This window comes from Janthinobacterium breve (genome assembly GCF_051380895.1).
In the GTDB taxonomy this organism is placed as follows: Bacteria; Pseudomonadota; Gammaproteobacteria; order Burkholderiales; family Burkholderiaceae_D; genus Janthinobacterium.
On sequence record NZ_JBNYXY010000001.1, the window covers coordinates 399801 to 419988 of the forward strand.

Sequence of the window (20188 nt, forward strand, 5' to 3'; positions counted from 1 at the left end):
CATTCAAGACGGTGAGAAGAAACACATAGATTCCTATAATTCATTAAAATAACACCTTTTTGAAATATTTTATCTTTACCAATACTGCTTTTTTGCACGCTTTGCGCATGCATGACAATTGCGTAAAACAATAATCGCTTTTTGCGAGCGATTAACGACTCAGTTCCCATTTGGCGAAGCTGTTTTAATTTTGAATTGATGCGTAAATGAATACTCCCCTTGTACCAGTGATTCTTTGTGGTGGTTCCGGTACACGCTTGTGGCCCCTTTCGCGCGAAGGCTACCCGAAACAATTCTTGCGTTTGTCCGGCAAGACCAGCATGTTGCAACAGACGCTGCAACGGCTGGCTGGTATTGATGCCTTGGCGCCGGCTTTGCTGGTGTGTAATGAATCGTCCCGTTTCATTGTCGCGGAACAGTTGCGTGAGATAGGCCTGAACAACGCCCGCATGGTGCTCGAACCGATGCGCCGCAATACGGCGCCGGCCATTGCCACAGCGGCGCTGCAAGCCATGGAAAACGGCGACGATCCCGTCCTGCTCGTATTGCCTTCCGACCATGTCATCCTGGATACCCCAAAGTTCCACCGCGCCATTAACCTGGCACGCGATGCTGCAGAACAAGGCAACTTGCTCACCTTCGGCATTACCCCGACCGGACCGGAGACAGGCTACGGCTATATCCGCGCCGAGGGCGGCGCAGCTGGCCAGGTCCAGCGTATTGTCGAATTCGTCGAGAAGCCGGCCTTGGCGCTGGCTGAACAATACATTGCCAGCGGCGATTATTTCTGGAACAGTGGAATGTTTGTGTTCCGCGCCAGCCGTTACTTGGAAGAACTTGAACGCTTTCAGCCTGCTGTCGTCGCGGCGTGCCGGGAAGCGCTGGCCAAGGCAAAAATCGACCTCGATTTCATCCGCCTGGACCACGATGCCTATGCCGTCAGTCCCGATATCGCCGTCGATTACGCTGTCATGGAGCGCACCAGCCATGCGGCCACCATCGCGCTCGACGCCGGCTGGAACGATATCGGCTCATGGGCCGCCGTCTTCGAAGTGGCAAAAAAAGACGCCAACAACAATAGCGCCCAAGGCGATGTGTTGATGCAGGATTGCAATGATTGCCTAGTGCACGGCAATAACCGCCTGGTGACCGCCATCGGCATGCGCAATACCGTAATCGTGGAAACGGCCGACGCCGTATTGGTCATGGATGCGGATCAGGCGCAACATACCAAGACCCTGGTGGCGCAATTGATTGCCAAGGACCGTGCTGAAGCCACCATGCACCGGGAAGTGTTCCGACCGTGGGGATCGTACGATTCCATCGGCAATGGCGAGCGCTTCCAGGTCAAGCGCATCACAGTCAAGCCGGGCGCCAAACTGTCACTGCAAATGCACCACCACCGCGCCGAGCACTGGATCGTCGTCTCGGGTACGGCCAAGATCACCAATGGCGACAAGGAATATCTGCTGACAGAGAACCAGTCCACCTATATTCCCCTGGGCGTCGTGCATTCGCTGGCCAACCCAGGTAAGGTTCCGCTGGAACTGATTGAAATCCAGTCAGGCAGTTATCTTGGAGAAGACGATATCGTGCGGTTCGAAGATTGTTACGGACGAGTCTAACGAATGAAGGAGCGCAAGGCTGCTACCAATTTAACATTGGAGCATGCGCTTCGGAGTTACCCAGCAAGGCAGGCAAGACGTCATATTATTATTGTTTTTATTTTTTTAGAATGAGAAAAATAACAATATTTTACCAATTTTCTAGATACATCATTCAGATCATATAAAATCAGAGATTATCATTAGTACCCATTCATGAAAATATTTTCTAAAATTTAACTAATTTTCATTTACAAAATAGATCAGATAAATAAACTCATTTGCGGCACCCCCGAAAATGAATAATAAAATATTTTCTTGCATAAAATTTAGGAATTTACATGAAAGTACTTATTATCGGCGGATCAGGATTTATTGGATCACATATTGTTGATAAATTCCTTAAAGAAAATTGGGAAGTTACTATTTTTGACAGGCAGCGTGAAATATTTCGCCCGGAACTTGCGGGTTTCACGTTCGTAGCCGGTGATATAAAAAATAAGGCGCTTCTTGAAAGCATCGTAGCAAGAAATTTTGATGTGGTAGTTTACTCTTTATCAACAACGACTCCGAAGACGTCGAATGACGATCCGGAATTCGATATTGCGTCAAATCTGATCCCGACCGTCAATCTGCTGGATATCTGCACACGACACAAGACCGGAAAAATTATTTACTTGTCCAGTGGCGGCTCCATCTATGGCGACTCGGACACCGAAACTCATAATGAAAGTGATTCGGTATTTCCGATTTGTTCCTATGCAATTACCAAACTTGCAGCCGAGAAGTATTTATACATGTATGAAAAACTATATGGATTGAACTATACGGTGTTAAGGATTTCCAATCCATATGGACCGCGACAAAATCCCATTTCCAAACAGGGCGTCATTTCAGTCTTCCTGCATAAGATATTGAACGAACAGCAAATAGAGATCTGGGGCGACGGAAATATTGTAAGAGACTACATTTATGTTTCCGACGTCGCCACGGCATGTTTCAAGGCTGCCCACAGTACCAAAAATGGTATCTGCAACATTGGTTCAGGTATCGGTATTTCCCTCAAGGATTTGGTCGACATCCTGGCGGTACAGACCAATCGCAAACCGGAACTGGTATGGTTGCCCGAGCGCGGAGTCGATGTTCCCAGGATCATTCTGGACTGCACGAATGCTGAAATAACACTAAACTGGAAACCCACGGTATCGTTGAAAACAGGATTGAACAACACTATCAATTGGCTGAATGAATACTCGACAATGTCAATTTGATTATCGACAACAAGATTCAAGCAGAATAAGATCACACTAATATAAAGCAATAGGACCCATGTATAAATTTTTTAAGCGTCTGTTAGACATTATTGGCGGTACAGTACTTTTCATTATTTCCCTGCCCATCATCTTGATCACGGCAATCATTATCCGATTTGAATCAAAAGGCTCTCCTTTCTTTTTCCAGACACGCATCGGCCTGCACGGCAAGCCATTCAAGATCTTCAAATTGCGTGGCATGTTCGTCGACGCGCGCGAACGCTTTCCAGAGCTGTATGACTATTCCGCCAATACCACGCTTGATTTTCATTTTCACTATGAATATGATCCACGCGTCACCAAAACCGGGCATATCATCAGAAAATACAGCATCGATGAGCTGCCGAATTTCTTCAATGTCGTCATGGGTGACATGTCACTGGTCGGTCCACGCCCCGAGATTCCAGACATTTTGCAGAAATATGAGCAATTCAAGGAAGAGTACATTTCGGTCAAACCAGGCATTACTTGCTCGTCAAAAATTTCGGGCCGTGACACGCTGACCAAGTTGGAAACCATCGAACTGGATCTGAACTACATCCGTACACGAAACTTAAAAAAAGACATTCACATTCTACTGACCACTTTTACGCAAGTTATTTTGAAGAAAAATGTCTATTAAATGAAAAGTTCATACGATAACGGCAAGTCAGGAAAATTCATTTCTTTCGAAGGAATTGACGGCGCCGGCAAGTCCAGCCATATTTCCTGGCTGCTGGAACAGCTTACGCAGAATGGTATTTCTGTCGTGTCGAGCCGCGAGCCGGGCGGCACGCCACTCGGCGAAAAACTGCGCGACATTATCCTGAACGATGAAATGCAGCCAGCCACGGAAGCCTTGCTGGCTTTTGCTGCACGCCAGGAAAATGTCCTGACCGTCATTCAGCCAGCGCTGAGAAACGGCCACTGGGTGCTATGCGACCGCTTCACCGATTCAACTTTTGCGTATCAAGGATATGGCCGTGGCTTCCCTCTGGAAAAGCTGGTCGAGCTGGAAAGCTGGGTCCATGCGGACTTGCAGCCGACGCTGACCATCATCTTCGACTGCGACCCTGTAGTTGCCGCACAACGCCTGGCTGACAGCCGCGTGGCGGACAAATTTGAGCGTCAATCTGTGGATTTCTTTACCCGCGTACGCGATGGCTATCTTACGCGCGCGGCACAGCATGCGGAGCGCTACGCGATCATCAATAGTAACCAGAGCATGGACGCGGTAAGAGACGCGCTGTCACCGCTGGTCAAGAGGCTGCTGATGGAAAAAACCTAGATCGTCGGACTCCGGCCATTGGAATAATTTTATTAATAAGGATGCAGAAAATGATTTTCGTTACAGGTGGTGCTGGCTTTATCGGCTCAAATTTCGTACTGGATTGGTTGGCGCAGAGCAGTGAAACTGTCGTCAATTTTGACAAACTGACGTATGCCGGAAATCTGAACAATTTGGCGTCCATCAGCGACGATCCACGCCACATTTTCGTCCAAGGCGATATTAACGACACGGCACTACTGTCGCAATTATTTGAGCAACACAAGCCTCGCGCGGTTGTTCATTTTGCGGCGGAAAGCCATGTAGATCGTTCGATTCACAATCCAGGCGCATTTGTGACGACTAATGTCAACGGTACCTTCAGCCTGCTGGAAGCTGCCCGCGCCTATTGGAATACCCTGTCGGGCGCCGGGCGCGAGAGCTTCCGCTTCCTGCACGTGTCGACCGACGAAGTCTATGGCACCCTGGGCGCAGACGATGCGCCATTCTCCGAAACCACGCCATATGCGCCAAACAGTCCTTACTCGGCCTCGAAAGCAGCGTCCGACCATCTCGTCCGTTCGTATCACCACACGTATGGTTTCCCAACCCTGACCACGAATTGTTCCAACAATTACGGCGGCTTCCATTTCCCTGAAAAGCTTATTCCGCTGATCATCAGCAATGCGCGCGATGGCAAAGCGCTACCGATCTATGGCGACGGCCAGCAGATCCGCGACTGGCTGTATGTGGGCGACCACTGCACGGCAATTCGCCGCGTACTGGAAGCTGGCCGCGTCGGCGAAGTGTATAACGTTGGCGGCTGGAACGAAAAAGCCAATCTCGAAGTGGTCCATACGCTGTGCGACATTCTGGACAAATTAACACCGAAAACTGCAGGCAGCTACCGCGACCAGATCGTCTATGTACAGGATCGTCCTGGCCATGACCGTCGCTATGCCATCGATGCCCGCAAAATCGAGCGCGAACTGGGCTGGAAGCCAGTCGAGACATTCGAGTCCGGTATTGCCAAGACCGTCCACTGGTATCTGAACAACCAGGAATGGGTTCGCAATGTGCAGTCCGGCGATTACCAGAACTGGCTGGAAAAAAATTATGCGTCCCGCGACAGCAAGGAAGGTGTGTAATGGTCGAGCAACTCGAACGCAAAGGCATCATTCTGGCCGGTGGTTCCGGTACGCGTCTGTACCCAGTGACAATGGCCGTATCGAAGCAGCTGCTGCCTGTGTATGACAAGCCGATGATTTACTATCCGCTGACTACCCTGATGCTGGCTGGCATACGAGACATCCTGATCATTTCCACGCCACAAGATACGCCACGCTTCCAGGAGTTGCTGGGCGACGGCAGCCAATGGGGTATCAGCCTGACCTATGCCGTGCAGCCGTCTCCGGACGGCCTGGCGCAGGCGTTCATCATTGGCAAGGAGTTTGTCGGCGATGCACCATCGGCATTGATCTTGGGCGACAATATCTACTACGGCCATGACTTCGAAGCACAGCTCAACGAAGCGTCAGCGCGTACCAGCGGCTCCACCGTGTTCGCTTATCACGTCCACGATCCCGAGCGTTATGGCGTGGTGAATTTTGATACGGAACGACGCGCCATCAGCATCGAAGAAAAACCGCTCAATCCCAAATCAAACTATGCTGTGACCGGCCTATATTTCTACGATAGCCAAGTCTGCGATATCGCTGCCGGCATCGCGCCATCTTCCCGCGGAGAACTGGAAATCACGGATGTCAACCGCATTTATCTCGAGCGCGGCGAACTGAACGTCGAACTGATGGGCCGCGGCATGGCTTGGCTCGATACCGGCACGCACGAATCCTTGCTGGAGGCTGGCCAGTTCATTGCCACCATTGAAAACCGCCAGGGGCTGAAAGTTGCTTGCCCGGAAGAAATTGCGTATCGCAAGGGCTACATCGACGCGCAGAAATTGGAACAACTGGCCCAACCTCTGAAAAAAAACGCGTACGGCCAATATCTGCTGCGCCTCCTCAAAGAAAAAATATATTAAGACCTCGACGGTACTTATCCATACCATGCAAATTCAAACTACAGCATTACCTGGCGTCCTGATAATCGAACCGACTGTCTTCGGCGATGATCGCGGCTTTTTTTACGAAAGCTTCAACCAGAAGCGTTTTGCTGAACTGACCGGCATCACGCGTGACTTCGTGCAAGACAATCACTCCAAGTCGGCCAAGGGCGTCCTGCGTGGCCTGCACTACCAGATCCAGCAAGCGCAAGGCAAACTCGTACGCGTGACTGCCGGCGACGTATTCGACGTCGCCGTCGATATCCGTAAAAGCTCGCCAACGTTTGGCCAGTGGGTTGGCGTGGTGCTTTCCGCAGCCAACAAACGCCAGTTGTGGATACCGGAAGGTTACGCCCATGGCTTCATGGTGACCAGTGACAGCGCTGAATTCCTGTACAAAACCACCGACTACTGGGCGCCGGAATTCGAACGCAGCATTCTGTGGAACGATCCGACGATCGGCATCGACTGGCCAATCGACGGCGAGCCACTGCTGTCCGGCAAAGACAAGGCAGCCGCCTTGCTGGCGAACGCCGACGTGTTCGCCTGAGCGTTACCGACCAACCTGCCAAATTTGAACAAGACTACTCCATGAGCCGTATTTTAATCACAGGAAAGACCGGCCAGGTCGGTTACGAGCTGGAACGCAGCTTGCAAGGCTTGGGCGACATCATCGCCGTCAACCGCAACCAGATGGATCTTGCCGACCTGGACCAGGTACGCGACGTGATCCGCCGCGTGAAACCGACGCTGATCGTCAATCCGGCCGCCTATACCGCCGTCGACAAGGCCGAGAGCGAGCCGGAGCTTGCCATGCGCATCAATGGCGAAGCACCGGGCGTGATGGCCGAAGAAGCCAAAAAGCTGGGTGCGGTGCTGATCCATTACAGCACCGACTATGTTTTCGATGGCACCAAGGACGGCGCCTATGTCGAGACCGATCCGACCTGCCCGGTAAATGTGTATGGCAGCAGCAAGCTGGCAGGCGAGCAGGCCATCGCCGCCAGCGGCGTCGCACACCTGATCCTGCGTACCAGCTGGGTCTACAGCACGCATGGCAAGAACTTCCTGCTGACCATGCGCCGCCTGGCCCAGGAACGCGAAGAACTCGGTATCGTCTCGGATCAATATGGCGCGCCGACCTGGAGCCGCACCATCGCCGACACCACGGCGCATATCGTGGCGCAAAGCCTGGCGGCAGCGGATCGGGCTGCATGGTGGAATGCGCGTTCAGGGCTGTACCATCTGACGGCGCAGGGAAAAACCACGTGGTTCGGATTCACCGAAGAAATCATGGCGCATCCATCAATCGCGAAAAAGCCGCGTCTGAAACCGATCCTGGCGCAAGACTATCCAGTGCCGGCGAAACGGCCTGCCAATTCGGTGCTGTCGTCGCAGCGCCTGATCGATATGTTCTGCGCCTTGCCCGAGTGGGAAAATGCTCTAAAATTATGCCAGGATTGATGCCGACAATAAGATAGCGGTAGGCGCACTCCCAATTGGTGCATGAAAAACGATTATTGGATAACTGTTCAGCCCCTATGAACAGGCGCTGTAAATAGCGAAATTCCGCTTGAAAAAGAGGCAACTTAATGAGAGTCTGCTCAATTTTTAAGCAAAAATATATGCTTTTTGTGTCGCTCTCATAGGAACTAAACAGTTACAAACGATTATTGGAAAACCTGATTATCACGCAACATAATTAGAATTGAAACAGCATGATACTCAATGCTCAGGCGCAAGAGTTAGGCGCCGACAATGCCTTCAAAAAAGTCATTATTTTTTCACTATCAACTGCAATAGCCAAAATTTTTTACTTTGTCTAAGTTTTTTTGCCCATGAATGGTGAAGAAACCTCAAAAACCACATTAAAACGGGTACCTTCTTGCAAATCATTATTCCAATGTCAGGGTTTGGCGAACGCTTTCGCAGAGCTGGATACAGTGTGCCAAAACCATTGATTGAAATCGACGACAAACCCATTATTGCGCATGTTATTGACATGTTTCCCGGCGAGCAGGATTTCATTTTCATATGCAACCAGGACCATCTGTCCAATCCTGACTATCGCATGGAAGAAATTCTGCGCGAGTACTGTCCTGGCGGGCGCATCGTCGGCATTGCGCCACATAAACTCGGTCCTATCCACGCAGTACGCCAGGTTGAACACCTGATCGATCCCGAGCGTCCGGTGATCGTTAATTATTGCGACTTCACCTGTTATTGGAACTGGCCACACTTCAAGGACTTCGTCAAGCAAAGCGCATGCGCCGGCGCCTTGCCCGCCTATAAAGGCTTTCATCCCCATACATTAGGCAGCACTAATTACGCCTACATGCGCGAAACTGGCGGCTGGGTACAGGATATTCAGGAAAAACAGCCATACACAGATAACCGCATGGAAGAGTTCGCCTCAAGCGGCACGTATTATTTCGCTTCCGGAAAAATCTTGCTCGATGCTTTCGCCGCAACGATGGAACAGAACCTGAATATCGGCGGAGAATATTATGTCAGTCTCGCTTACAAACCGCTGTTGGCAGCTGGTGCCGGGGTCGCGGTGTATCCGCTGCAGCACTTCATGCAGTGGGGTACGCCAGATGATGTGACGGAATACAGCGGCTGGTCCACGGCGTTCCGGCGCCTGGCACTTCCGCCAGCCCCGGCGCTTGCTGCGGAAGGTTCATTGGTCATTCCAATGGCCGGCCTGGGCCAGCGTTTTGTCAATGAAGGTTATGCCGTCACCAAGCCGCTGATACCGGTATCGGGCAAACCGATGGTGACCCAGGCAACCAATGACTTGCCTGCGGCGCTACATCATGTGTTCGTGCTGCGCAGCGACATGCCGGGTTATGAAGACATTGCCGAGGAACTCAAACGCACCTATACCGACACCTTGATCGAGACGATCCCCGGCGTTACCGAAGGACAAGCCTGTACGGCCCTGATCGGCCTCGATGCACTTGAGCGCGCGCTGCCGCAAGCACTGGGACCGATCACCTTCGCCGCTTGTGACAATGGCGAATTGTACGACCCTGGCGCATTTCACGAACTGGCGAACAATCCGGACGTGGACGTCATCGTATGGGCGGCCCGAGGCTGGGCGAACGCGGTACGGCATCCGCAGATGTTCGGCTGGATCGATGAGAAAAACGGCCGTATCAAGACCATTTCCGTCAAAACCCCTCTGCAGTCTCCCGCCACGGATCCTATTGTGCTCGGCACTTTCACTTTCCGCCGGGCGGCCGATTTTCGGAACGTACTGGCGCATCTGAGGGACCGCGACGGACGCATCAACGGTGAATTTTATATCGACTCTTGCATCAACGACGCAATCGAAATGGGCCTGCGCTGCCATATATTCGAAGTCGACAATCTGTTGTCATGGGGAACACCGAACGATTTGCGCACATTTGAATACTGGCAATCGTGCTTCCATAAATGGAACGGCCATCCGTATAGTCTGGAACTCGATGGCCGCGTTGCCGTTGACAAATTGGCCGCACTGGAACAGCGTTACCAGGAGGTCGTCCCCGTATTGCCTGGCGCGAGCGCATGATACGGCGTGAACTCGCGGTCTTTCTGATAGTCGGCTCTCTGACTGTCGTGATCGATTTTCTGGCATACCGTGGATTGCTGTGGAGCGGTGTGTTGCCTTTGTCCATGGCCAAAGCCACCAGCTTTTTAATCGGTACGGCGTTCGCTTATTTCGCCAACCGGGCCTGGACTTTCAACCGGCAGTCTCACGCGTCGGGCAGTGCATGGCGTTTCATGTTGTTGTATGCACTGACCTTGGGGGCCAATGTCGTCATCAACGCCACAGTACTCCACTTGCTGACAGATGCGGCAATGGTCACATCCGCCATGCATATCGCGTTCTTGCTGGCCACCGGGGTCTCTGCCTTTTTGAATTTTGTGGGCATGAAACTGTTTGTATTCAAATCTGCGACCTGATCGGAATTATCTTGAAATTTTCCCTTGTGATCCCTTGCTACAACGAAGCCGCTAACCTGCCCTTGCTGCTAGAGCGCTGCAAGGACATTGCCAGCAGCGAGGTCGAGGTGATCCTGGTCGATAATGGTTCGACCGATACCACGCAGCAAGTGCTGCTCCAGCTTTTGCCGCGCTATCCCGGTTGCCGCAGCGTGCGGGTGGAGCGCAACCAGGGGTATGGCTTCGGTATCCTGGCCGGCCTGAAGGCCGCGCAAGGCGACATTCTCGGCTGGACCCATGCCGATATGCAAACCGATCCGCAAGACGCGTTACGCGGCCTTGCCCTGTTTGATCGTCATGGAAAAAATGTGTTTGTCAAAGGCCGGCGCTATGGCCGCCCACTGGCCGATGTCGCTTTCACGCTCGGCATGAGCGTGTTTGAAACAGTGTTGTTGCGGAAACCTTTATGGGATATCAATGCGCAGCCGACCATGTTTTCACGCATTTTTTTCGAAACATGGTCTGAACCGCCCGCTGATTTTTCGCTTGATCTGTATGCCTACTACCAAGCGCGTCACCAAGGTCTGCCGATCCACCGCTTTGCCGTACGCTTCGGCGAGCGGGCACATGGTGTTTCGCACTGGAACGTCAACTGGGCAGCAAAACGTAAATTCATCCGCCGCACTGTGGACTTCAGCCTGCAATTAAGAAAGAATTTAAAATAATGAAACTTATTTCGCACCGTAGAAATACAGTCCAACAACTCCTTGAAACGCCCGTGCAATACGGGATCGAGGTCGATATCCGCAGCTGCGGCGAGCAAATGATCATCCATCATGACGCCTTCGCCGATGGCGAAATATTTGATGAATGGATCCGCTCTTACCGTCATGGCACATTAATTTTGAATGTCAAGGAAGAGGGTCTGGAAGCGCGCCTGATCGCCCTGATGGATCAGCACGGCATAGACGACTTCTTCTTTCTCGATCAATCGTTTCCTTTCCTCATCAAGTGGGCCAAGGCCGGTGAGCACCGTTGCGCAGTGCGGGTTTCCGAATTCGAATCGATCGAGTCGGCGCTGACATTGGCCGGTAAAGTCGATTGGGTCTGGGTCGATTGCTTCACCCGATTTCCACTCAGCGGCGACGATAGCTTGCGCTTGAAAGCCGCAGGCTTCAAGTTATGCCTAGTGTCGCCGGAATTGCAAGGCCGCAATGCCGAGACTGAAATTCCACAACTGATCCACCTGCTCGAAGAGCGCGGCATCGTCGCTGATGCCGTTTGCACCAAACGGCCTGACTTATGGGAATTGACAAGTCATTCATGAAAAAACTCTTTCTGAATCCACTTTTCCTGCTCGGCTTGCTCATTCGCGTTTTGCTGATCGGAGTGGTCCTGCCCGCTCCGGTTGTCAACTGGTATGTTCCGTTCCTTGACGTCAGTACCAGCCAGTTTACCATCGACCCTTGGGGATTATGGCTCAGCCAAGGCGGCGTGCCGGCCGCCTTCCCTTATGGCTACGTGATGTGGTTGATCTTTCTCCCATTGTCGCTCTTGTTCAAGGTATTAGGCTTACCGCTGTTGATCGCTTACGGCCTGACACTGGCCAGTACCGATCTGGCGCTGTTTTTCCTACTGCAACGTATCGTCAAGGCCAGCGATAAATTATTACTGGCAACCTATTGGCTATCGCCGATCGTCATCATTGCCAGTTATATGTTCGGCTTCAATGATCTGATCCCTGTACTGCTGCTGACCCTGTCCTTGTACCTGGCTCGCCAGTCGCGCATGGGATGGTCTGGCGTCGCCTGTATCGCTGCGATATCGGCAAAGCTCAGCATGGCTCTCGCCTTGCCGTTTTTCTTGATACTGATGCTGCATAACCGCGCCTTGCGCCAATACCTGCCACAATTTCTGAAGGGCTTGGCAATCGGTGCGCTACTTTTACTGTTGCCATTCATGTTTTCCAGTGCCGGCGTAGACATGCTGTTCAATAATCCGGAAATCGGCAAAATCTACCGCCTGGCGCTGAATCTGGACGGACATACCCTGATTTATCTGGTCCCATGTGCTTACTTGCTGATGCTGTATGCGGCCTGGCGTGTGCGGCGTCTCAACTTCCAACTGTTCAATGCCATGCTCGGCATGGCCTTCCTGCTGGTCGTCCTGATGACACCGGCGGCTCCCGGCTGGTTCGTCTGGGCCATTCCCCTGCTGGTGGCTTATCAGGCCACCAGCGACAAGGTCGGCATTGCACTGACAGCTATTTTTTCCTTGCTATATGTAATGAGCAGCCTGTTGCTGACGCATGACACGCCTATGCTTGCCTATCTCGCTGCGACAGGAATCAATATCGCTCCACCATTGGCCGGGCGGGCGGTGTCGTTGCTGCATACCACCATGGTGGCGACGGGCATCGTGTTGCTGGTACGTATCTGGCGTGAAACGGTCAGCAGCAACGATTATTTCCGCCTCAGCCGCAAACCCTTTGTGATCGGCGTGGCCGGCGACTCGGGCGCGGGCAAGGATACCTTCTCCGACGCAATCAAGGGCTTGTTCGGCGGCCATTCGGTGACCACGCTGTCAGGCGACGATTACCACTTGTGGGACCGGCAAAAACCGATGTGGCAAGTAATGACACATCTGAATCCGATGGCCAACGACCTCGAAGGCTTCGCCAACGATCTGGTCGCATTGACCGATGGAAAATCGATTCAGTCGCGCCACTATAATCATCAAACCGGGCGGATGAGTCGCCCGTTCAATACGGAAAGTAACGATTTCATCATTGCCAGCGGTTTGCACGCGCTGTACATGCCGATTTTGCGCGAATGCTACAACCTGAGCGTCTATCTCGATATCGATGAAGACTTGCGGCGACATTTCAAATTCCAACGCGACGTACATCAGCGCGGCCACACTCCAGAAAGGGTATTGGCATCGTTCGAACGACGCGAGCCTGATTCGGCCCGTTTCATCCGGCCCCAAGCCGGCCATGCCGATCTGGTGCTGTCCCTGAAACCGATTCACCCGCGCATGCTGGAAGATCGCAACGGCAAGCATCCCCTGCGTTTCAAGCTGGTGGCACGCTCACGACACGGTCTCAATGAATTGTCATTGACAAGAGTGCTGGTTGGCATCTGTGGCTTGCATGTCGACATGATAGTCAGCGCGGACGGCTATGAAGTTGAACTGTCAATCGAAGGCGAGACCTCGGCCCAGGATGTGGAAATGGCGGCGCGCATGATTTGTCCACGTATTTTCGAGTTCCTCGACATGCAGGCAGATTGGAAAGATGGAGTCATGGGCTTGATGCAACTGATTACGCTTTCACACATTAATCAAGCACTAACGAAACGGTTTATATGGTAAAAATCTACTCCCCGCAGCGCTTCGACCGATTGCCCGATGCAATCTTGTTCGATACCGACAATACGCTGTACCCGTACGACCCGGCGCATGCCGCAGCCCAAAATGCGGTACGCGACAAGGCGATCAATACCTTCTCGATCAAGGGTGAAGAATTCGACAAGGCGTTCAAGACGGCGCGCGACCAGGTCAAGACGCGTCTCGGCCATACCGCCTCGTCGCACAGTCGCCTGCTATATTTACAGCGCATGCTGGAAATCATGGGGCTGGGCTCACAAGTATTGCTGGCGCTCGACTTCGAGCAAACCTACTGGCGCACATTCCTCAGCAATGCCCTCCTATTCGATGAAGTCAAGGAGTTGCTGGACGACCTGCGTCTGCTCGGTATACCGACAGCGATCGTGACCGACCTGACGGCGCAAATTCAATTTCGCAAAGTGGTGTATTTTGGTCTCGATCATTATTTCGACTACATCGTCACCAGCGAAGAAGCCGGATTTGACAAGCCACATGCGGCGCCATTCCAGATTGCGCTTGAAAAAATGCGTCCCAAAGGCGATTGCATCTGGATGATCGGCGACAATCCGGTCAATGATATTCGCGGTGCCCGCGAGCAAATCAATGCGGTCACTTTGCAAAAGGTGCATGACGGAACGCCACTCGGTGTGGCAGAGAATGCCCCCGATGCCAGTTTCAATGAGTTCAGTCAATTACGCAACCTGATAGCCGGTTTGGGAGCAAAGTCATGACGTTGGCAAACGATACCCTTCGCACCTCAATGATTTCATATTGCGCCTTGATCGGCGACAACGGGATGCTGGTACAGGGGGCCGGAGGTAATGTTTCATGGAAAGAAGACGATACGCTGTGGATCAAGGCATCCGGCACCTGGCTCGCACACGCTGCGGAAAAAGATATATTTGTGCCAGTCGACCTGCCGATGCTGCGTCATGCTGTGGAGCAAGGAAATTTCAGCGTAACGCCGGTTGTCACCACGGCCTCGCCACTGCGGCCATCTATCGAAACGCTGCTGCACGCATTGATGCCGCAACGCGTGGTAGTACATGTGCACGCTATCGAAGTCTTGGCACGACTGGTGCGCCGCAACTGGCAGGACGATTTTGCGATGCTGCTCGGTACAACCGTGCAATGGGCTGCGGTTCCTTATAAAAAACCAGGGGCCGAACTGGCTGAAGCTGTCAGCTTCGCACTTTCAGCGACACCCGGCGCGAATGTCGTTTTTCTGGAAAGCCATGGCGTGGTGATTGGTGGCGACAATATTGCCGAAGTAGATGCGACTATCGTGGCCTTAACCACAGCATTACAGACCCGACCAAAACAAAATGTTACCCACGAGTCAGTGCTTCCGATCATTCTCGATGACGGTACCATCTACCAGCCGCTCACCGATCCGGAACTTCACGCGCTAGCAACCGATGTGGAACTGTTTGCGAGAGTCTCCACAGAATGGGCACTTTATCCTGATCATGTGGTTTTTCTGGGGGCAGTGGCTCGCACTTATCCGGACGTGGCTACGCTAAAAGCCAAATTATCGGGCATTAGCGACATGCCCGAACTGGTCTTCATTGAAGGTGTGGGCGGTTTTACGAAAAACGATTTCAGCATTGCCAAACAGGCACAGTTACGTTGCTACTATGACGTGCTTGTACGCCAGCCAAGCGGGACTTCGGCATCGAGACTGGATAATGCAAAAATTGCGGAACTGCTCAACTGGGATGCGGAACAATATCGCATGACCCTTTCTAAATTCTTATAATCTGACTGGCCGCACTTATGTCGACTTTTTTTTCATTCCTGATGCTCCTTTTTTTGGCGACAGGAACCGGTTATATTTTACTGACGAAGTCCATGCAATCATTGCATGGTGCTCCTTTTTCTTTGAGAATTGGTGCGGCTTATTTCACCGGACTTGCATTTTACATCGTTTTAATCAGAACCTTTTCCAGTCTTCTCGGCCATGCGGACTGGGCAGTATGGTGTACCATCGCGACAGCTTGTGGCTTATGCCTTTATTTTCATCGGCTGCTGCTGATACTCATCACAGAATTTTTTTCAAAAAAAGGCGCACTAGGGGTAATCTTCGGATTATTGATTTTTTCACCAATTTTTTTAGTGTACTGGATGCCAGGCGGCCAATCGGTTGACAACCCTTTTTCATTCATGGGAAGTCTGCATTCGATCAGATATGCATGGATTGCGAATTTTATCAGCGCATGCGGCGTTGTTCCGGTGATAGGCCAGAATACCGGACAATCGATGCTCACCTATATGGCCGGCAGCCTGTCGGGCAGCAAACCCTATGTTTTCCTGTATTTCTGGCTTTGTTCGTCGCTGATGTTTTTATCGGTATTCTTATATGGTTTCATCAGCCTTTATGAAAGCCGCTGGCGCCTGGCCCTGTGCGCGACAGTAATGGTAATGTTCGGCAATTCTGCCTTGTCGTTGACGCATGTACTGACGATCGATTCGGGTAGCCCATTTGCCATCACTGGATACACAGATACACTGTTCGGCATCTTTTCGGTCGTCATGCTACTGCTGTTGCATACTGAATCGCGGTTCAGAAACGGAAAATTGCTTTCATTGCTGCCATTGGCCATTTTAATCTGTTGCGCCAATTTTTTTACAGCGCCGCAAAACATGCTTTATCTCCTTGCATTACTTCCATTGCTGTTGCTCTTTTCGCTCAAAATTCGCCCGCTGCTGAAAAATTGTGTATTCTGGTCTGCCTGCCTGATAGTAGCCGCTCTGGTCGCAGTTCCCCAAGGCGGCATGCTGACACCAAAATCAATGCAGACACTCGGCGACGTACCAGGGCTGATGAGCACAAGCAATAGTGGAGAAACAAAATTACCAGGCATACATCTGGTACCGGGCGTGCCCTTCCATTTTGGCTGGGGTGGCGACTGGAAATCCGGACAAAATGGCTATCTCAAGGAAGCCAAAATTTATCTTGAACATCCAAAATTAAACTTGATGCCGCTGTTGTGGATCATAGAACAATTATTTTTTACATCGTTAAGGATACTATTTTTTCCCATCGCCGGTTTGATCGCAATCTTCTTGATATGGCGTAAAGCAGGTATCCCATCAAATACGCAACATTACCCTATCACGCCATCCCATGCGACTCTGAGTATATTCGGCATATACACGTTCCTGATAGGATTCCTGATCGATTTTACCTTATTGGTCAATGGATATAAATGGGAACTGAGCCGCTTCATGATCCCCGGAATATTGATCGGGATGCTGGGTTTTTCTCTGTATGCCATTGGTTTTGTCGACCGCAACTTAAAAAAAGGACGATATTTTCTTGCTGCAACAGTGTTTATCATGATATGCGGACCTATAGTAAATCTCTTTGCAACTACAGCAAAAAATATAACGGATACCCCGGGCAGCCCAAGCATGGCAGAACGCATAAAGTATTTCAATGGAGCGGGACCAACCATTGAGCAAAACTATTGCCGCATCAGGCTGCCGGTGCATGATGCCCCATTGACCGCTCGATAACTCATTGCTCGATTAAGTGTCCAGTCCCGTTTGATCATAAACGCGCTTAACGAATAGTTCCGGTTTCTTTTTCTGCCATTCTTTGAGCGCCTGGATGGGTGTTTTGGCACCGATAGCCCGTTGTGGAATGTGGTGGTTGTAAAGCTTTAAATAGTTGAGCAAGGTCGTCTCCAGATCAGCCCGACTGTCGAATCTGGTCTGCTGCAATAGTTCGCTGATACGGCCGTTGAATCGTTCGACCATACCATTCGTTTGCGGATGCCGGGGCGGTGCCAGACGGTGTTCGATGCCCATAGCGGCGCAGACTTTATCGAAGGCGTGAGGGCCACTGGGCTTCCTGTCCTTTGTTGTGAAGCGGTCGGTGAATTGCGAGCCGTTGTCGGTCAGCAGTTTGATGATCCTGATTGGCGAGGCCAGCTTGAGCCGGCGCAGGAAGTCGACGCTGCTTTTATCGCTCATGTCACCGTAGATGTGCAGGAACACCCAGCGTGTGGCGCGGTCAATGGCCACGAACAGATAGCGACGCGAGGTTTCGTCTGGCATCTGCGGCAAGTATTTGATATCGACGTGAACAAAGCCGGATTCGTAGTCCTTGAAGGTATTCTTGGCCGAGATCGTTTCTCCCTCGGCCTTGGGAAAGACGTCTTCCAGGCGGGCCATACCTTCGCGTTTGAGCAAACGGGTAATGCCCGAGCGCGAGACGTCGGGATTGATGTATTGCCGGGCAATGTACAGCAGGTCGTCGAGCGGCAGATAGAGCGACTGGCGCAGTGACAGCACGATGGCCTCCTGCGTCGCGCTCAGCGTGGTATGCAGCGTATGGGCCCGGTGCGAACGGTCTTGCACATCGTCTCGCTTGAGCCACTTGGCAGCCGTGGCACGGGTGATATTGAAGACCTTGGCGGCCTCGCGGTCGGACAGGCAGGAGTCCTAGATTTCCTGGCGGATTTTCGGGGTGGTGCGGGCTTGGGGATGAATGCGTGAGCTCATGGACTAAAGTTTATGCGATGTGCTGCAACCGGTGGGACGATCTCGGTGGCAAACCGCCGATCAACTCGTCAAGACTAAACAGGCATTGAGCATCGGCTGATTCCGCCACGCCATCCACAAACGAACGGCATGGTCGAGCGCCTCAACGGGCGCATCAGCGAGATCGTCGGCCAGACGCGATTCGGGTCTGCGGCAGAACTCGCATCAACGCTGCAAAGCTATTTGAAACTCTACGACCACAACATTCCGCAGCGCGCCTTAAACCATCAAACTCCCATCCAGGCGCTCAAAGAATGGCAGGCTAAGAAGCCGGATTTATTTGTAAAGCGTGTTTACAACCAGACGGGTCTTGACATATAGCCACTCCACGAGGCTGTGGTTTATGGAGCGCTTACGCAACTTTGACCCACTCCTTCAGATCAAAATCATATCGTTTGATGACTCTGGCAGGATTGCCGACCGCAACCGAGTAATCAGGAATATCGCAATTGACCAGCGAATGGCTGCCGATCATTACCCGGCGGCCGATTCTGACATTCGGCATGATGATGGAACCGAGGCCTATGCACGTTCCTTCGCCTATCTCGACATAATTGCCGACACACTCGATTCTGTCGGCGATCTTGGAGGTATCCGCGATGTCTTCATAAGGATGATTCACATCCACGATCGCCACATTGGTAGTGAGCGAGACATTATCGCCAATCCAGATGCTGCCACCGCAAACAATGTGCACATTCTGTTCGATATTCACATTATTTCCAATATACAGGCAAGGGGCCGGCGCACCTTCAGTCACGACCATTTCAAGCCGGGCGCCGTTTTTATGACAGCAGAATTTTCCATTTTGACATGCCTTAAATTCACCAGCAACAATGGCGAATAGATAATACTTCCGCAGCCTACTACCCCGAGTATTTTCACATAATATAACCTGGTCAGCAGATACGACCAGAAACCGCTTATTTTATTGACTTTTTCACCCCGGGGTACGGCCAGAAATATTATCGTTTTTTTAATCATGGCAGACATCCTAATTTCATCCAGCGATCATGCATATTTTTTTGCAATACTCCAGAATGCGGCACCACATTCATCCCAGTCAAATCGCTTGATATTCTCATATCCCTTCTCGATCAGCGATTCCTGAAGTGCCTGCTCGCCCACCAGGCGGTCGATCTTCTGCGCCATATCCTCGATATTGCGTGGATCAATGTACAGCGCCGCTTCCCCGCACACTTCCGGTATGCTGGCAGCGGTAGAGGCAATCACCGGGCAGCCGCACGCCATGGCTTCGAGCGGTGGAATGCCAAAGCCCTCGAACAGCGACGGGAAAACGAAGCAGGTCGACGAACTGTACAGCGCGAGCAGATCGGCATCGCTCAGGTATCCCGTCAGTTCGATGTCCGAGCGGCTGCGGATCATGGCCAACAGTTTGGTATCCTGGAATACGCGCTTGTCCAGGCCACCAACCAGCTTCAACACATAGTCGGAAGGCTTGCGCTCCTTGAACAGGGAAAAGGCCGATACCAGCGCCTCGATATTCTTGTTGGGCTGTATCGAGCCAACCGCAATAATGACCTTTTCCTTGGCCTCCACCGCGATTCTTTTACCCAAGGAGAAAGATGAGGCATTGCTGACCACGGAAATCCGGTCGCGCGGAATGCCATACGACGAACAAAAATCATTTTTGCTGAATTCGCTGACGGTGGTCAGATGCAAGGAGCTATTGAGAATTCTCGGAATGACAAATTTGTAAAAGGTGCGAAATTTCCACGAAACAACCTCTGGAAAATGCAAAAACGCCAGATCGTGCACCGTCACGACCTTGCGATGGTAGAAAATCGGCGCGGTCGTCCCGAGCGAGATCAGCAGCGGCTTGCCCCGCTTCCTGAGGAACATTGGCAGATCAAACTGCTCCCATAAATGCCCGGTATTTTTCCCGATGATTTTCACCTGCAGCTCATCGGCCAGGTCCTGATGAATCACATTGTGTGGTGCCACAAACTGGATATCCGGATTCAGTTTTTTCAGCACCCGGCTTATTTCTATGGCGTAACGCTGAACACCGGTAACAGACTGCGTCAGAAAGCGTGCATTTACAAAAATCATGTGGGCTGTATTTTCAAAATAGGTA

Annotated in this window: 18 protein-coding genes and 2 pseudogenes; 17 read left to right on the forward strand and 3 right to left on the reverse strand. The window is 51.8% G+C overall.

Going from position 1 to position 20188, the window contains the following annotated elements; translation table 11 throughout:
* Nucleotides 1-206 precede the first annotated feature (206 nt).
* The 16 genes from ACQ4W0_RS01910 to ACQ4W0_RS01985 all read left to right on the forward strand — a co-directional run bounded on the left by ACQ4W0_RS01910 (nucleotide 207) and on the right by ACQ4W0_RS01985 (nucleotide 17061).
* A complete protein-coding gene (locus ACQ4W0_RS01910) occupies nucleotides 207-1625 on the forward strand; it encodes a mannose-1-phosphate guanylyltransferase/mannose-6-phosphate isomerase (protein ID WP_436575235.1) in 1419 nt (472 codons plus the stop codon).
* A 320-nt stretch (nucleotides 1626-1945) separates the two neighbouring features.
* Nucleotides 1946-2875 carry an NAD-dependent epimerase/dehydratase family protein gene (locus ACQ4W0_RS01915; RefSeq protein WP_436575236.1) on the forward strand — a complete coding sequence of 310 codons (930 nt, stop codon included), beginning with the start codon at nucleotides 1946-1948 and terminating at the stop codon, nucleotides 2873-2875.
* Nucleotides 2876-2933: 58 nt separating this feature from the next.
* A complete protein-coding gene (locus ACQ4W0_RS01920; protein WP_436575237.1) occupies nucleotides 2934-3539 on the forward strand; it encodes a sugar transferase in 606 nt (201 codons plus the stop codon).
* Entirely contained in the window at nucleotides 3540-4184 is a 645-nt protein-coding gene (gene tmk / locus ACQ4W0_RS01925; RefSeq protein WP_436575238.1) for a dTMP kinase, read from the forward strand.
* Nucleotides 4185-4234: 50 nt separating this feature from the next.
* Nucleotides 4235-5311 (forward strand): dTDP-glucose 4,6-dehydratase, encoded by a 1077-nt coding sequence (gene rfbB / locus ACQ4W0_RS01930; RefSeq protein ID WP_436575239.1) that lies wholly within the window; start codon nucleotides 4235-4237, stop codon nucleotides 5309-5311.
* Nucleotides 5311-6204, forward strand: a complete 894-nt coding sequence (rfbA, locus tag ACQ4W0_RS01935; protein ID WP_436575240.1) for a glucose-1-phosphate thymidylyltransferase RfbA — start codon at nucleotides 5311-5313, stop codon at nucleotides 6202-6204. The genes rfbB and rfbA overlap by 1 nt, the downstream gene beginning before the upstream one ends.
* A 25-nt stretch (nucleotides 6205-6229) precedes the next feature.
* A complete protein-coding gene (rfbC, locus tag ACQ4W0_RS01940; RefSeq protein ID WP_436575241.1) occupies nucleotides 6230-6775 on the forward strand; it encodes a dTDP-4-dehydrorhamnose 3,5-epimerase in 546 nt (181 codons plus the stop codon).
* 41 nt (nucleotides 6776-6816) lie between these two features.
* Nucleotides 6817-7689 carry a dTDP-4-dehydrorhamnose reductase gene (rfbD, locus tag ACQ4W0_RS01945; RefSeq protein WP_436575242.1) on the forward strand — a complete coding sequence of 291 codons (873 nt, stop codon included), beginning with the start codon at nucleotides 6817-6819 and terminating at the stop codon, nucleotides 7687-7689.
* Nucleotides 7690-8110: 421 nt separating this feature from the next.
* Nucleotides 8111-9781 carry an NTP transferase domain-containing protein gene (locus ACQ4W0_RS01950; RefSeq protein ID WP_436575243.1) on the forward strand — a complete coding sequence of 557 codons (1671 nt, stop codon included), beginning with the start codon at nucleotides 8111-8113 and terminating at the stop codon, nucleotides 9779-9781.
* Nucleotides 9778-10176, forward strand: a complete 399-nt coding sequence (locus tag ACQ4W0_RS01955; RefSeq protein WP_436575244.1) for a GtrA family protein — start codon at nucleotides 9778-9780, stop codon at nucleotides 10174-10176. Before ACQ4W0_RS01950 ends, ACQ4W0_RS01955 begins: the two co-directional genes overlap by 4 nt.
* A gap of 11 nt (nucleotides 10177-10187) precedes the next feature.
* Complete coding sequence (locus tag ACQ4W0_RS01960) at nucleotides 10188-10880, forward strand: glycosyltransferase family 2 protein (protein WP_436575245.1); 693 nt, start codon at nucleotides 10188-10190, stop codon at nucleotides 10878-10880.
* On the forward strand, nucleotides 10880-11482 hold the full coding sequence (locus ACQ4W0_RS01965) for a phosphatidylinositol-specific phospholipase C/glycerophosphodiester phosphodiesterase family protein (RefSeq protein ID WP_436575246.1): 603 nt from the start codon (nucleotides 10880-10882) through the stop codon (nucleotides 11480-11482). The genes ACQ4W0_RS01960 and ACQ4W0_RS01965 overlap by 1 nt, the downstream gene beginning before the upstream one ends.
* Nucleotides 11479-13527 carry a uridine kinase gene (locus tag ACQ4W0_RS01970; RefSeq protein WP_436575247.1) on the forward strand — a complete coding sequence of 683 codons (2049 nt, stop codon included), beginning with the start codon at nucleotides 11479-11481 and terminating at the stop codon, nucleotides 13525-13527. Before ACQ4W0_RS01965 ends, ACQ4W0_RS01970 begins: the two co-directional genes overlap by 4 nt.
* Nucleotides 13521-14273, forward strand: a complete 753-nt coding sequence (locus tag ACQ4W0_RS01975) for an HAD family hydrolase (RefSeq protein ID WP_436575248.1) — start codon at nucleotides 13521-13523, stop codon at nucleotides 14271-14273. Before ACQ4W0_RS01970 ends, ACQ4W0_RS01975 begins: the two co-directional genes overlap by 7 nt.
* Nucleotides 14270-15301 (forward strand): class II aldolase/adducin family protein, encoded by a 1032-nt coding sequence (locus tag ACQ4W0_RS01980; RefSeq protein WP_436575249.1) that lies wholly within the window; start codon nucleotides 14270-14272, stop codon nucleotides 15299-15301. Before ACQ4W0_RS01975 ends, ACQ4W0_RS01980 begins: the two co-directional genes overlap by 4 nt.
* Before the next feature lie 17 nt (nucleotides 15302-15318).
* On the forward strand, nucleotides 15319-17061 hold the full coding sequence (locus tag ACQ4W0_RS01985; RefSeq protein ID WP_436575250.1) for a hypothetical protein: 1743 nt from the start codon (nucleotides 15319-15321) through the stop codon (nucleotides 17059-17061).
* A gap of 12 nt (nucleotides 17062-17073) precedes the next feature.
* On the opposite strand, the pseudogene ACQ4W0_RS01990 reads toward ACQ4W0_RS01985, so the two are convergent.
* Nucleotides 17074-18051 (reverse strand): annotated as a pseudogene (locus tag ACQ4W0_RS01990) (IS481 family transposase).
* Between the two features lie 81 nt (nucleotides 18052-18132).
* On the opposite strand from ACQ4W0_RS01990, the pseudogene ACQ4W0_RS01995 reads away from it, so the two are divergent.
* Nucleotides 18133-18411 (forward strand): annotated as a pseudogene (locus ACQ4W0_RS01995) (integrase core domain-containing protein); the annotation flags it as partial.
* Nucleotides 18412-18442: 31 nt separating this feature from the next.
* Here the strand turns inward: ACQ4W0_RS01995 and ACQ4W0_RS02000 are convergent.
* Nucleotides 18443-18805 (reverse strand): acyltransferase, encoded by a 363-nt coding sequence (locus tag ACQ4W0_RS02000; RefSeq protein ID WP_436575251.1) that lies wholly within the window; start codon nucleotides 18803-18805, stop codon nucleotides 18443-18445.
* Between the two features lie 296 nt (nucleotides 18806-19101).
* Entirely contained in the window at nucleotides 19102-20163 is a 1062-nt protein-coding gene (locus tag ACQ4W0_RS02005) for a glycosyltransferase family 4 protein (RefSeq protein WP_436575252.1), read from the reverse strand.
* Nucleotides 20164-20188 lie beyond the last annotated feature (25 nt).